The sequence below is a fragment of the Helicobacter fennelliae genome, assembly GCF_900451005.1.
GTDB lineage: Bacteria > Campylobacterota > Campylobacteria > Campylobacterales > Helicobacteraceae > Helicobacter_B > Helicobacter_B fennelliae.
On the sequence record NZ_UGIB01000001.1, the window covers coordinates 1,750,013 to 1,764,765 of the forward strand.

At 38.2% G+C, this 14,753-nt stretch carries 10 protein-coding genes; all 10 read right to left on the minus strand.

The annotated features are described in order from the left end of the window. Positions 1-222: 222 nt before the first annotated feature. Positions 223-2,010, minus strand: coding sequence for a flagellar hook-basal body complex protein (locus tag DY109_RS08695; RefSeq protein WP_023948407.1), 1,788 nt, complete (start codon positions 2,008-2,010; stop codon positions 223-225). A gap of 50 nt (positions 2,011-2,060) precedes the next feature. Continuing rightward, positions 2,061-2,912: a flagellar hook assembly protein FlgD gene (gene flgD / locus DY109_RS08700; RefSeq protein WP_112058774.1), complete on the minus strand. Its 852-nt coding sequence runs from the start codon at positions 2,910-2,912 to the stop codon at positions 2,061-2,063. A gap of 62 nt (positions 2,913-2,974) precedes the next feature. Further along, positions 2,975-5,221 (minus strand): flagellar hook-length control protein FliK, encoded by a 2,247-nt coding sequence (fliK, locus tag DY109_RS08705; protein ID WP_023948410.1) that lies wholly within the window; start codon positions 5,219-5,221, stop codon positions 2,975-2,977. Between the two features lie 75 nt (positions 5,222-5,296). Further along, positions 5,297-6,877, minus strand: coding sequence for a phosphoglycerate dehydrogenase (serA, locus tag DY109_RS08710; protein WP_023948413.1), 1,581 nt, complete (start codon positions 6,875-6,877; stop codon positions 5,297-5,299). Between the two features lie 20 nt (positions 6,878-6,897). Then, on the minus strand, positions 6,898-7,365 hold the full coding sequence (locus DY109_RS08715; protein ID WP_023948414.1) for a hypothetical protein: 468 nt from the start codon (positions 7,363-7,365) through the stop codon (positions 6,898-6,900). 21 nt (positions 7,366-7,386) lie between these two features. Further along, the gene (locus DY109_RS08720) at positions 7,387-9,033 is read right to left on the minus strand and encodes a 30S ribosomal protein S1 (protein WP_023948416.1); all 1,647 of its coding nucleotides are present in this window, start codon (positions 9,031-9,033) and stop codon (positions 7,387-7,389) included. A gap of 74 nt (positions 9,034-9,107) precedes the next feature. Beyond that, positions 9,108-9,938, minus strand: a complete 831-nt coding sequence (locus DY109_RS08725; protein WP_023948417.1) for a 4-hydroxy-3-methylbut-2-enyl diphosphate reductase — start codon at positions 9,936-9,938, stop codon at positions 9,108-9,110. Between the two features lie 9 nt (positions 9,939-9,947). Then, positions 9,948-11,255 (minus strand): 3-phosphoshikimate 1-carboxyvinyltransferase, encoded by a 1,308-nt coding sequence (aroA, locus tag DY109_RS08730; RefSeq protein ID WP_023948418.1) that lies wholly within the window; start codon positions 11,253-11,255, stop codon positions 9,948-9,950. A 9-nt stretch (positions 11,256-11,264) separates the two neighbouring features. Beyond that, entirely contained in the window at positions 11,265-13,574 is a 2,310-nt protein-coding gene (gene pheT / locus DY109_RS08735) for a phenylalanine--tRNA ligase subunit beta (protein WP_479686703.1), read from the minus strand. Positions 13,575-13,678: 104 nt separating this feature from the next. Next, complete coding sequence (pheS, locus tag DY109_RS08740) at positions 13,679-14,668, minus strand: phenylalanine--tRNA ligase subunit alpha (protein WP_023948420.1); 990 nt, start codon at positions 14,666-14,668, stop codon at positions 13,679-13,681. Between the last annotated feature and the right edge of the window lie 85 nt (positions 14,669-14,753).

The following is a 14,753-nucleotide window of genomic DNA, read 5'->3' on the forward strand; positions in this document are numbered from 1 at the left end:
CTAGTGATTCCAAGTCTAATTAGTTTATCTCATCATTTTGAAATCAAAATCTATTTATTGTTTTTATTGTCCGCAAAAATCAAACATTACAATTTGAGATTCTATGTCATCTCTCATTCTAGCGATAGCTTTGCAATCCAGAGAATCAAACCAGAATCTATTTTAGATTCCAGAATCTAAAATCCAAGCTTGACCATAACAACCAAACCACTTTCATAAAGTTTATTTTTTAAGCGCAATTGCTTCTTTGACAAGATCATCGCCTGTGCTAAATGCTTTTGCATTCATCGAGTAGCCTCTTTGAAAGAGGATAAGATTTGTCAGCGCATTACCGACATCAACATTACTTGTCTCTAAATACTTATGCTTGATTTGCCCAAATTTGAGATTCCCCTCTTCATTCCAGCCTAGAATCGGATTTCCACTTAGAATCCTATCTTGCCCATTGAGATTGCTTGTCTGCATCGAATACACATTATCACCATTTTTTTTGAGTCCTTGATCATTGACAAATGCAACAACCCCTATCCGCCCCATAGGCTCGCTTACGCCATTGCTAAATGCAAGAAATATAATGCCATTTTCATCAATTCGTATATCTTGCAAATCCCCTTCAGCCTTGCCATCTTGGCTCATCTCTAAAAGCTTAGAATCCTCATAAGGAAGATTTCTTGAGGCATATTTATCACTCTTTGCTATTGAATAAGAGATTTTTCCTTCTTTGAAGTCGATTTCAATAGGCTGTGCGATTGGATTCCCATTTTCATCAAATTCAAGCGTGTGATCTACAAGTGATTTGCTCACCATAAACGCGCCGCTATAATCATATATTCCACTTTGCACGATCCATTTTTGATTGATTGGCGGAGTAGCTCTTGGATCACCAGAATCTACAAGATAATATTCACTCTTAAGTAAAAACTTTTTGCCATCTTCATCATAAATATCCACTGCGCTTGAATATGTAGCGATTTTGAGATCTTTGGATTGGATTTGCTCTTGTGGGGCGAGTGGCACTTCTGAAGTATTGATCCCCATTCGACTTGAGAGAGAGCCACCTATGGTTACTTTTAACTCATCTGATGTTTGATTGCTGATGCCTAATGCAAGATTCCCGCGCGCGCCAAAAGTCGGATTTACAGACAAGCCACTTTGTTGGAATAACCCCATCAAATCCCCCATAGTGCGAAATTCATTGGCACTTGCGCCACCATTGCCATAGCTAAAGCGATAGGTTTGCTCTTGCTCGCCTTTTTTGATCGTGATGATAATATCTCGAAATGCTCGTGGATCAAACGCATTGCCATCATCATCTGAAAAAGAAGCGACATCTTGCGCAGACATACGAGCAGAATCTATCTGCCCATTTGGAGCGAGAAATTCTTGAGCCATTTTGAAGTTTGATTTTGCATTGAGATTGAGCGCGAGATTGACATTTGTAGTCAAAACAGGGTGAAACTTCAACTCTTGTGGAATCTGCAATGGCTGCATAGATCCGCTTGGCAAAAGCGATAAATCAGATTCTTCATTTGCAGAATTAAATATGCCATTTTTGATTTTATTGAGATTGACACCATAGACATAATATCCACCCGAAGTTACCAAATACCCGTCTGCATCTCGATTGAAACCGCCATTGCGTGTGAAAAAAGTTTGCTGATTTTCAGTATAGCCATCTTCATTGATTGTGAAATTCCCATCTTGCTTTGGTCCTACAATAAACCAACCTTTTCCCATATAAGCGACATCAAAGTTACCATCACTTGGGTGATAATTTCCATTTTTTGTCGAAATCGCATTGCTTGCCGCAGTCGCACCATAGGAGCGATCGTTGTTTGTGATTGAGTTTGAATTTATATGATCAAGCTGGGCTGAAAAAAGATTTTTAAATTCTGGAATGTTCTCTTTGAAGCCATTTGTATTGACATTGGCGATGTTGTTTGCCACAGAATCTAACCCAAATTGATGAGTTTTGATACCGCTATAAGAATTTAAAATCGTATCATTCATTGTTTGACCTTAATTATCATTGATTGCATTTGATTGCATTCATTTGTGCCTTAATTTACATGATGCGGGGCAGAATCTTTGGATTCTTTCTCATAAAATTCCAAAGCCGCTGAAAGAGGCAAAATCAACTCTCCCATACGAATCATTGGCTTGCCTTTATCAAAAAGCACACTTTGGATCTCACCTCTTCCTACGCGAGTTGTGAGATATTGATTTGTCGCTGGGTCAAGATTATATTCTGCCATGACAGAATACGATCCACTTGGCATTTGCTCTCCACGCTCATCTTTTCCGTCCCACGAAAAATCCAAATATCCTGATTGATTTGCCTTATCTTTGAGCGAGAGTGTCCTAATGAGCTGCTTATCAGAATCAAAAATCTGCACCACAGCATTGCCCTTGCTTACATCAATAGGTCTGTCAAAATACAGCGCAAAAGTCGCTCTGCCCTCGCCTGCATAATTAATCCCGCTCACATCAGTTTCAGCGATTTTGCCTACCATAGAGATACTTTGAAAAGCCGAAGATTGCGACATTTGCTCTGTGGCTTGTGTGCTAAAATCAATCCCTTCTGTGAGCTTATCCATAGTCTCTTTGAGATTGGTTTGAAAGTTTTTGAATTCCTCATTGCTTTCTTGCATCACCTTCATAGAATCTACCATTTCTTTCATCGCTTTTTTGTTTTCTTCTTGCATTTCAACTTGCGTGAGCTGAGCTGTTTGCGTGATGATTTTGTCTGTTTCCATTGGTGCGGTTGGATCTTGGTTTTTTAACTGCTCCAAAAAAAGCTTCATAAACGCATCTTTATCCATTCCATTGGCTATTTTTGGTGCGGCTTCTTTTTGTTTTTTGGCTTCTGCTGCCTTATCCGCTCCGGTAACTTTCGCTAAATCAAGTGCCATTTTTTATCCTTTTATCCTTTTATCCTTTTATCCTTTTATGCGTATTATGCGTATTATGCGTATTATGCGTATTGTGGAATTGTAATTTCCATTGCACTATATGTTGGCGCATTGTGTGCCTCTTCGTATTCATTGAGTGGGTTTTGGCTTGATTCTTGGTGTTGCCCTCTGCCTTTTCCGCCACTATTTCCGCCATTTCCACCCGCATTTGATGAAAAGCTTAGATTCACTCCCTCAAATCCCGCATTAATAAGCCCTTGTCTAAGATCGACTTGATTATTAGCAAACAAATTGAGAGCTTGCGGATTTGAGATGACATTAATATGGATATTTTTGCCTTGTTGAGTAATTGTAAGCTCGATATTGCCTATTTCTTTTGGTGAAAGCTCAAGAGAAATGCGACTCATTGGCGGTTTGAATTTTTTGACTTCTTGCTCAAATTGACTCACAAATGAATGTATCGTCTCTTTTGGATTGAGAGAAGCTCTTGAGTCGTTTTTTGCCATTGTCGCATTTGTGGTATGTGAGGCAGTGGCTTGGGGCTTTTCTTGAGATTTAGATTCTGCTTTTGCTTCGATTTCTTTTGGCATTTTGGCTTTCTCTAAGATAAATTCATTTTCAAGATTCTGCGCTAATTCTGATTGTGAGGATTGCGCTGCTTGCTCTTTGGGTGCTTGGGGCGTTTGAGAAGCAGGCGATGCAGAATCTATGCTTGACTCTTTTGGAGTTTGGCTATTTTGCTGTGTTGCTTTAAGCGGAATCTTTTGTGATTTTTTATCTTTTTGCCTTTTGTTTGGATCTTTATCTTGCTGTTGGGGCATTGCTTTTGTGGCATAAAGTGCTTGAGTGAGCGATTCTGAAGCAAGAGTTGCGCCAAGTGGCTTTGCTTGCTGTGAAGCGATTTTTAGGGTGGGCTGCGAGGCAGAATCTAGATTCTGGGCAGATTCTAGATCTTTTTGGATTTGCTCAAGATCAAGCGATTTGCCGGCTAAAAGATCTTTTTGGATTTGCTCAAATACCCTATCTTGCTTATTGTTTTTGAGTTGAGAATCCACGATATTTTTTGGTAACTCCCTTCCTCTATGGATAATCGCAATGCGCTCGCTTTTTCCCTCAATGGCGTATTCTATTTTGTTTTGGTTGTTTGTTTTGCGACGATTTGCAGCAAGCTTGGCATTCATACCCTCAAGCATATAAAATAACGGGCGCAAAGTCTGCTCATCTTGCTTGTCAAAAAAATGCTTCACATCACTTTGCTCACCTTGCGGTGTCCTTGCTAAGTGATTTGCTCGATTTTGAATGGAGTTTTTGAACTCATCATCGCCCGCTTCTTTGTCAAATTTTATATTGCTTGGATTGAGATTTAAATCATTAGCTTTTTTGGCGACATCATTGAGTGTATAACTTTGTGGATTTGATGTATCAAGCGGTGTTTTGAGACTTGCAGTAGTTTTTGCTTGTGATGGAGTGGAATGATTTGCCAAATTATTGGCAAGATTTGCGGTGCTACCCAAAGTGTGAGGCTCGCTAGATTCTGCAAATGCTTGAGATGCCTGATGAGAATCTTTAGCAGAAGCCACATTAAGTGGATTGAGTGGCGAGGCAATGGCATTTGCAGAATCTAGCGCGTTTGGTTGCAAGCTTTGAGAATCTTTTGCGTGGCTTTTGTCATCAACATTTGATTCTTTTGAATTTAATGCTTGAGGTTGGGTAGTTTTGCCTTGTGCGATTGCAAGCGATGAGGGTTTGGGCTGTACTTTTGCCATTTCATTGAGATCTCGTTTTTGAGAATCTTGTTTTTGGAGAGATTTTGACAAGTCCATATCGCCTGTGCCTATATCGCCTGCACCGCTATTTAAATCCAAATCTGCGCTACGTTGGCTTTGCTGTGGTTGGTTTTGCAATGCAATACTTGCGGCATTACTAAGTGTATTTTTTTGGTGCGTGCTATTTGGAGCTAGATTCTGCTTGGGCGCGGAATTTAGCGCAGAAGATAAGGCTTTATCTTCTAGTGTTTTGGCTGTGTGATTGGTGCTATTTGAAGAGAGTGTTTGCCCTAAATCTGTGATATTTTTAGGATTTAGTGTTTTTTGGGATTGCAATGGATTATTTTTAGATTCTGCTTTTGTTTTTGATTTGGGCAGAGCGTTTGGATTTGGTGCCTGTTTATTGTCGCTATTAAGAGAGTTTGCAAGGATTGTCTGAAAATCTGGCACATCTTTTTTGGTGTTTTGGCTAGATTTTTGAGGGGCTTGATTTGTGTTTAATGCCACCGATGGAGTGGAAATATTTAAGGCTTGTTCTAACACTTCTTATCCTTGATTGATAATTTTTATAAGAACAAAGCAAAAATAATTCCATTTTTGGATTACATTCAATCACCATCACATCACAACATAACAAATCCAAAGGCAAGCTGGAATATCGCGCAATTCATCGATCACTTTTTGTGGCACATCATCATCGATAAGCACCAAAGCCAACGCCTCGCCACGATTATTTCTAGCAAGTCGAAAATCTGAAATATTGATACTATGTTTGCCTAGAATCTGCCCTACATTTCCAATCACACCCGGAACATCGGTGTTTTTGAAAAGAATCATTCTGCCTTTAGGCTCAACAAGCACTTCAAACTCATCAAATTGACTCAATCGGATAATATTATCATCAAATACCGTTCCTGCGACACTCAAACTTCCCTCGTTTGTATTAAACGTGATACTGACAAGGTTTTTGTATGAATTTGATGAATCTTGCGTATTTGTGTGGATTTGTATGCCTCTTTCTTGCGCGATAAATGGTGCATTGATATAGTTGATTTTATTATCCAAAGAAGGCTTAAGCACACCAACAATCGCAAAAATCTTAAGTAAATCTACATATTTGCTAATCTCGCCTTCTGTATGGATTTTTATCGAAGTTATCGCACTTTTATCGACTTTTGAGCAAAAATATCCAAGCTTTTGTATAAGCTCTGTATAAGGCTGCACGAAGTCAGGAGTATTTGCCTGTGTAGCCGGAAGATTAAGCGCATTTGGATACGCTATTCCTCGTGCAGCTTCCATTGCTGCTTGTGTCGCTTCTTTGGCGATTTGTTCTTGAGATTCTAGAGTATTTGCACCAATGTGAGGCGTAACATAAATATTTGGCAAATCCAAAAGCTTATTTGAAGTTCCGGGCTCTTTGTCAAAGACATCTATACCTGCCCAACGAATTTTTTTGCTCTTCAGCCCCTCATATAAATCATCTTCATTATAAAGCCCGCCTCTTGCGCAGTTGATAAGGATAACGCCATCTTTCATCTGCGCTATTTCTTTTTTGGTGATCATATTTTTTGTTTCTGTGCTTTTGGGCGTATGAATGGTAATAATATCACAAGCAAGAATATCGCTAAAATTTTTGACATAAGTGATCCCTAGATTTGTAGCTTTTGAAGGCTGGATATAAGGATCATACGCCAAGACTTCCATTTCAAAAGCCTTGCATCTGATACCAACCCTTGAGCCGATATTTCCAAACCCAATAACACCAAGCTTTTTGCCTTTTAATTCTGTGCCATACCAATCCTCGCGCTTCCATTTGCGCTCATCTTTGAGTTGAGTATTTGCACCCGGAAAATTGCGAATAGCACTCAAAATATGTGTCATTGTAAGCTCAACTGCAGCGATTGTGTTTGCTGTTGGGACATTCATCACAACAATGCCTTGTTTAGAACACCCATCAATATCGACATTATCGACCCCAACACCCGCACGCACAACAGCCTTCAGATTCTGCACAGATTGCAAAAACTTCTGATCGACACTTGTCGAACTACGCGTAATAGCCACATCGACATCTTTGAGTCGCGCAAATAACTCATCTTTTGGCAAATCCGAAAAATCAAACATTTCAATATCGTTTTGAGAAGAAAGCATATCCAAGCCTTTTTGGTGGATATGATCGCACACAGCTATTTTATACATACATTACTCCTTTTTGTGATTTATTGATAAGCAAAGTCTATATCATAATAATTAAGATTATGAATAAGGCTTTTTGATTGTGCGTATTCTTTTGGTAAATAGATGATAATATCAACGCTATTGTGGTTTTTGCTATACGCAAAATTGATATTTTGTGATTTTAAAAATTCATTAATACACGCAAATTTATATTTATCAATCGCTGATATAAGGAGCTTTTCTGGAATATGCTTTGTATTTGGATCGATAAAATCTATCATGACATCAAATTCTTTGGATGGGTAAGTGTATGATGTATTAAAAGTTGTGATTCTATCAAACCAATTTTTTTGCGACTCCTTAGGGCTAGAAGCAATGGGAGCTTCAATGATATGTTTGATTGTGAATTTTTGCTGGGTGAATGTTTTGTAAAAATACAAAAAAAGCCCCAAAGAGCAACCAACAAAAAATAGAGCTATAAAAGCCCATAGAATTAATTTTGTTTTCATCTATTACTCTAAATTCAGAATCTAAAATTTATCTTTGAGAATATCTCCCAATGTCATCTTGTCGTTTGAATTAAACGCTTTGATTTCATCTTTTTGTTTTTGTTTTTCAAGCTTTTTGACTGATACTCGGACGCGGTTATTTGCTTTGTCTATATGGCTGATGACGCCTTGTATCTCATCGCCGACTTTAATTTCTTCTTTTTTGACTGGATATAAATCCTCATTTCTGATTAGCGCGTCCATTTCATCGGTATTGATAAACACACCAAAATCTTTAATATCCACGACTTTTCCGACTACAACATCATCTATTTTGTGTGTTTTACCAAAAATTTCTGCTGGCGATTCGTTGAATGCTTTTTGGCTCAATGAAATGCGTTGATTCTGCACATCAATTTTGATAATTTTGACTTCTACTTCATCACCGACTTTGAATTTATCTTTGCATTTTTCGTTTTTGTTCCAAAATGCATCTTCATTATGAAGCAATCCATCAACCTTACCAAATGTTACAAATGCCCCAAAATCAGTCAAAGTCGCGATTTTTCCTTTGATTATATCTCCGATTTTATGAGCTTTGGCAAATTCATCAAATGGCTTTTGCTGAAGATTTTTGAGAGAAACCCTCAACCTGCGATTTTCTGTATCAATCTCAATCACTTCCACATCAATTTCATCACCGACTTTGAGATAATCACTAGGGTGCTTGATATCTTTATTCCACGATATTTCTGAAATATGCAAAAAGCCCTCAATATCATTGCCAATATCCACAAAAGCACCATAAGGTTCGATATTATTGACAACAACCTTAATCGTATAGCCTTTTTTGAGCTCTTTTTGGATCTCTTTCCATGGATCCTCACAAATTGCCTTTATAGAAAATGAAAGTCGCTTTTTCTCTTCATCATAGCCCACGACTTTGAGTGCTACGCTATCACCTTCTTTGTATAGTTTGGCTGGATTGACTGGTCCTCTGTGGCTGATTTCAGTATAATGTACCAACCCTTTGATATTATCGACTTCAACAAACATTCCAAAACTCGTAATACTTTTGACTATACCATTGTAGATTTTGTTTTCTTCAAGGAGCTTTTGGATTCCTTCGGATTGTTTTTGGTCATTGATTTCAAAAAATCTTTTTCTTGAGATAATGATAGAATTTTCCTCTGGATGCACATCGATAATGCACGCTTTTATGTGTTTGTTTAAGCTTTTGTTAGGATCTTTGAGTGCGGCGGCAAATTTTGGCATAAAATAATCCACGCCATCAGATTCTACGACATATCCGCCTTTATTTTTGCGGATAATTTTACCCTCGATAATAATGTCTTTGAAATCATTAGCAAGAGATTGTATTTTTTCTCGGATTTTTGCGGTTTTTATCGCTTTTTTGTAAGATACATTCGGACGCTCGCCCCTTCCGCTTGATACAAACACATCTATTTCATCACCGATTTTAAAAATAACATTGCCATTCTCATCGACAATCTCACTTAAACCCAAAAACCCCTCTAGCTTCTCGCCGACATCTACTAATGCGCCATTTTCTTGGATTGAAATTATTTTTCCGCTTTTTATTTGTCCATCATCTTCTCTTTTGACACTTTCTGCAAATAATCTAGCAAATTCATCATTATCTTCAAAATCATCTAAAACAACTCTCATCGAAACCCTTTATAAAAATATTGAAGCAATTTTAATCAAAATTGGCTTTAATAAGCTTTAACTTTCATTTACAATTATATATTTTCAATATGCTCTTTGACTTTCTGCACAATCCAATCAGGAGTCGAAGCCCCAGCGGTAATGCCACATATTTTTTTACCATAAAACCATTCTTTTTGTATTTCTTTCTCATCTTCGACAAGGTAGCTATCTTTGCAATTTTCTTTGGCAATCATAAAAAGCTGTTTTGTGTTTGAAGAAGTTTTGCCACCGACAATCACCATAACATCTACTTCTAGGCTTAATTCTCGCGCTGATTGTTGATTATCAAAAGTTGCATTGCAAATTGTATTAAAAATACGCACTTCATGACATTTGGTAATCAAATAGCTTGCAATCTCATTAAATTTTTCAATTTGTTTGGTTGTTTGCGAGATAAGTGCGACTTTTTGGTATATTTTTTGTTGTTTAAGCGCTTGCAAATCCGAAATCACAATCGTATTGTCTTGGTTTTTGGCATAGCTCATCACGCCTTTAATCTCAGGGTGCGTAATGTCGCCAAAAATAATGATTTGATAGCCCTCTTGACTTATTTTTTCCACGATTTGTTGTGGTTTTGTTACAAATGGACAAGTCGCATCAACGACATGAAATTGCTTGGCTTTAATCTTTTCTAAATCACCCTTAGGAATCCCATGCGTGCGGATTATAAGCGTTGAGCCTTCTTTGATTTGCGTATAATCTTCTTCTAATCCGACATTGAAATTTTGCTGAAGGCGGTTGATTTCTTGATAATTATGTATAAGCGGTCCTAATGTAAAGCTATTTTTGTTTTTTTCAGCGATTTTTATCGCGCGCTTCACACCAAAGCAGAATCCATGCTTCTTGGCAAGTCTGACTTCCATAAGTATTCCTTAAACGATATATTTAACAGATTGGATTCTACACAAAATAGCATCAAAATTTGGAAATGAAATACTAATACATGCATAATCAGAAATCTCCACAGCACTCACAAGCCCTGCTATCGCAAAACTCATAGCGATTCTATGATCTCCAAAACTCTGTATGCTTGCAGGCTTTGCAGATGTTTTTAATGTGCCACCATAAATCACATATCCATCTTCTCTCTCCTCGCATTCCACACCCAAAGCGCGCAGATTCACCAAAAGCGCGTGGATTCTATCAGTCTCTTTTACACGCAATTCTTTAGCGTTTTTGACTTCGCTTTTGCCATTTGCTACCGCCATAGCGATCCCTAATGCCGGAAGCTCATCAATAAGCCAAGAAATATGGCTATCAATAGTAATGCCATGCAAAGGCGCGTAGGCTACATAAATATCGCCGACTTCCTCATAAGGCGAGCTTGTTTTAGTGAAAGTTACTTTTGCGCCCATTTGTTTGAGTATTTCAAAGGCTTGGATTCTAGTTTTATTAAGCACGACATTTTTGAGCAAAATCTCACTCCCCGGCACAATAGCTGCTGCAAGCGCGAAAAAAAACGCACTCGATGGATCAGCAGGAATAGCAAAATCCACAGATTCTAGGGGTTTTGTAAGCGGTGAGATATGGATTGTGTTTTCATGCTTTTTGATCTCTGCACCCATACCGATAAGCATTTTTTCTGTGTGATCTCTGCTTGACTCGTTTTCAATGTATGTGCTTTTGTCTTTTGCGTGTAATGCCGCTAAAATCATGGCTGATTTGACTTGCGCTGATGATATAGGGCTTTGATAATTAAATCCATCAAGCTGCGAGCCAATGATTGCCATTGGAGCAAATCCGCCTGCGCGAGAGTGGATTCTCGCACCGATACTTTGAAGTGGCTGTATGATGCGATTCATCGGTCGCGCGCAAAGATACTTATCGCCACTTAACACAAAAAACCCCTCTACCCCAGATAATAATCCCGCATAAAGTCGCATTCCTGTTCCAGCATTTCCGCAATCAAGAATGCAATTTGGCTCTTTTATTTTTTTGGGCGGGGTGAAGCGCATTGTGTGAGAATCTATCTCTTCAACCTCAAGCCCCAAAGTTTTGGCGATTTCTAGCGTATGAAGCGTATCTTCTGCTAAAAGATAATTTTTAATCACGCTTGGTTTATCAGTAAGCAGACTAAACATCGCACAACGATGCGAGATAGATTTATCAGCAGCAATATCATCTACTTCAAGACTAAAGCTTTGTGCGGGGCTAATACAAAGAAGTTTGCCTATAAGCATGGGAGACCTTTAGATTTTAAGTTTTGCGTTAAATTCAGATTCTAGGATATGGAGTATTTGCTCCATAAAGCCTGCGATTTGCTCTTCTGTCAAGCTTATATCTTGTGGCTGAAATACTGCTCTAAGCGTAAGCGCAAAATCCTTATCCTCATACACATCAAGCGGATAAATCGCCTTAAGATACAGCGGAGCAGAATCTAAAATGCGCGATTTAATCTGATGAAATGGAATATCTTTATCAATCACAATTGTCAAATCTCTTTGATTTGAATGAAGCTTAGAATATGGCTTCATAGATTGCAAAATCTTGAAATTAAACGTGTCAATCTGCGCAAAAAACGCTCCTTGTATATCAAGCGTTTGGGCAAATTTGGGGTGGAGTCTGCCGATAAATCCAATCCGCACAGAACCTAAAATAATATCTGCGTATTGATATGGGTGCGCAAATGTCGGAATCTCCTTAGGTGCGCTAAGCTCAAAGTCCCCGATGATATGTGAGATTGTTTGCGCAAATGAATAAAAATCCCATTTTTCGCCCTTAGGATACGGATATGACTCTTGTGTTTTGAATCCACTCACAACAAAGCTCATATGCTGAGATTCCTCTCGTTTGCGATTATATACACTTCCAATCTCAAACATTTTGATACTTTTGTAGCCAAAATTTTGATTCCGCACAACAGAATCAAAAAGCCCCGGAATCAAGCTCGTTCTTAATGTATTGAGCTCATTTGTGATAGGGTTTTTGAGATCAAGCCCTTCTTCTAGCACTTCAAATCCCCATTCTACAAGCTTTGATCGCTGATAAAACACATAATGTATCGTCTCAAAAAATCCTTGTGCTATCGCTCTTGTAGCCAAATCGCGTTTGTTTTGATATGCAAGCAGAGTTTTATTTATGCCTCGTTTTTGTATGCTAGAATAAGGCGTTGAAGGAATGTTTTTGATCCCATAAATACGCAAAAACTCCTCGGCGACATCTTGCGGAGAATAAATATCATGCCTATAAGGAGGTGGCGTAATCCTAAAAAATACCCCATCACCATCAGCATCGATTTTGAAATTTAATTGCTTGAGAATCAAGGCTATTTTTTCTTTTTCAACTTCTTTGCCGATGATTTGTGAGATCATATTAAAAGTCATATTGACATAATGCCTTTGGCTCTCTTGTGTCATCTCGACTTCTTGATACCCCGAATAAATCGAGCATTGTGTATATGTATTTAAAATAGAGCAAAAAAGATTCATACCGATAAGAAGCTCTGGATTACTTCCTCGTGTCGAGCGATAAGTGATGTCTTTATCATGTGGTATGTGCTTATGAAACAATGCTTTTGAGATAATCTCTGGCTCTGCATAACTTGCCTCAACAATCAAAAGTGCTGGAAATGCTACAATCTTGCTTTCATCAACATAGCTTTTTATGCCAATCTCTGAAAGCTTATGTCCCGCGCTATCATAGACAGATTCTAGTTCGTTTTCATCTTTTTTGATTTTGAGTGTGATTGGCGTTTGTGTATCGTTTGAGATTGGATAGATATTAAACAAAACACCGCTTAGATAAGTGATGAAGTTTTTATAATTTTGGATTGGGTTTGACTTTAGGATTCCATTATATGCGAGGATAAGCTGTATATGCAATGCCATAGAAATCTCTTGAACCTCAATGGCTTTATAGAGCAAATACGACTTCAAGCACCCTTCAACCGATAGATTCAACGCCCGCCCAATACCAAAAACCAAACCATATTCTTCCTCGCTTGGCAGGGTTATTGAGAGATTATACACACAAGCAAGCTCTCTTGCAATCCCCAAAATACACAAACAATCCCCACGATTTGGCGTTAAAGAAACTTCTATGAGATATTGATTAAAAAACTCATATTCACATAATGGCTTGCCAAGCTCTAGCTCGCCGATACTAGAATCTAAAACCATAATGCCATCATTGATTTTTTCAAGTCCTAATTCACTTGAAGAGCAAATCATTCCGCAACTTTCAACGCCCCTTAGAGTCGTTTTTTTGATCGTGAGTGTATGTGCTAAAGGGCTGTCTTTTTTATCTTTTGTTTTTTTATCTTGCGTTTTTTGCTCTTGGGTTTTGTTATCTTGTTTGTTATTTTGCACTGGAAGCTCTGCGCCCTCAAGTGCCAAAGCGACATATTGATCTTTTTGCACATTTTGCGCGCCACAGACGATCTGAAAAGTCTGATTCCCAACATCAACTTGACAAATATTAAGCTTATCGGCGTTTGGGTGAGGATTCTTAGAGACAACGCGCCCTACAACGACTTTTTGTGGAATCTGAATCTGTCGCATAGATTCTACTTCAATCCCAATGCTATTTAGCTTTTCGCACATATCCTCAATCTGAATATGTGAAATATCAATAAAATACGATAAATTCGATGTAGAAATAACCATTAAAACTGCTCCAATAGTCTCAAATCTGTCTCAAAAAAACTTCGCAAATCATTAATCCCAAGGCTTAACATCGTAATGCGCTCAATCCCTAGCCCAAACGCATAACCGCTGACATTCTCATAGCCCACTGCCTTAAATACATTATCATCAACAATCCCACAGCCCAAAACCTCAAGCCAACCAGTATGCGAGCATACTCTGCAACCTTTTTGGTGGCAAAACACACAAGAAATATCCACTTCTGCGCTTGGCTCCGTGAAAGGGAAAAAAGACGATCGGAATCTCACTTTGACATCACCAAACATATAATTTAAAAAATCCTCCAAAATATATTTGAGATGCGAAAAGCTAACCTTGCCCTCCTCATCGACAACCAACCCCTCAATCTGATGAAACATAGGCGAGTGCGTTACATCATAATCCCGCCTAAATGTCTCGCCTGGGCAGATCATTTTGATAGGCGGTTTTTGCGAAAGCATAGTGCGGATTTGCACAGGTGAAGTGTGTGTGCGCAAAAGTTTTAAATCGTTAAAATAAAAAGTATCTTGCATATCTCTTGCTGGGTGGTATTCAGGAAGGTTGAGTGCTTGAAAATTATGAAAATCATCTTCGATAAGCGGACCCTCGCAAAGCTCATATCCCATACTCACAAAATATTGGATAATTTTATCTTTGATGTAATGGATAGGGTGTCCTATGCTTCGTTTTGCATTCAGACTAAAAAGACTCACATCTATTTTTTCATTTTGCAATTCTTGTGCGAGTCGCTTACCTTCTAAGCTTTGCTTTTTGTGATTATAAGTGGATTCAAACTTTTCTCTCATTATATTAAGATTCTGGGCTAAATGCTTTTTTTCCTCGCCTGTGAGGGTTTTTAGCTGCACAAACTGCTCGGTGATAATGCCCTTTTTGCCTAATGCTTTAATGCGGATAGATTCTAATGCCTCTAATGTCTGCGCACCTTGCAACTCTTGTAATAGATTCTCCATAACAATCCTAATCTCTAAAATAAGCAGAGATTGTAACCAATATTTGATAAAAATAAGTTTATTTTAATGTGAGATTCTGCTTTGG

What these genes read in the sequence shown, in the direction of transcription:
- aroA (WP_023948418.1), bottom strand. Translation starts at nt 11,255, where the DNA reads ATGCTTATAGGCAAACTTCTTTGTATTAGCCCCGCACAAAGCTTTAGT.
- DY109_RS08695 (WP_023948407.1), bottom strand. Translation starts at nt 2,010, where the DNA reads ATGAATGATACGATTTTAAATTCTTATAGCGGTATCAAAACTCATCAA.
- flgD (WP_112058774.1), bottom strand. Translation starts at nt 2,912, where the DNA reads ATGGCACTTGATTTAGCGAAAGTTACCGGAGCGGATAAGGCAGCAGAA.
- DY109_RS08720 (WP_023948416.1), bottom strand. Translation starts at nt 9,033, where the DNA reads ATGAGAGTTGTTTTAGATGATTTTGAAGATAATGATGAATTTGCTAGA.
- DY109_RS08725 (WP_023948417.1), bottom strand. Translation starts at nt 9,938, where the DNA reads ATGGAAGTCAGACTTGCCAAGAAGCATGGATTCTGCTTTGGTGTGAAG.
- pheS (WP_023948420.1), bottom strand. Translation starts at nt 14,668, where the DNA reads ATGGAGAATCTATTACAAGAGTTGCAAGGTGCGCAGACATTAGAGGCA.
- DY109_RS08715 (WP_023948414.1), bottom strand. Translation starts at nt 7,365, where the DNA reads ATGAAAACAAAATTAATTCTATGGGCTTTTATAGCTCTATTTTTTGTT.
- pheT (WP_479686703.1), bottom strand. Translation starts at nt 13,574, where the DNA reads ATGCGACAGATTCAGATTCCACAAAAAGTCGTTGTAGGGCGCGTTGTC.
- serA (WP_023948413.1), bottom strand. Translation starts at nt 6,877, where the DNA reads ATGTATAAAATAGCTGTGTGCGATCATATCCACCAAAAAGGCTTGGAT.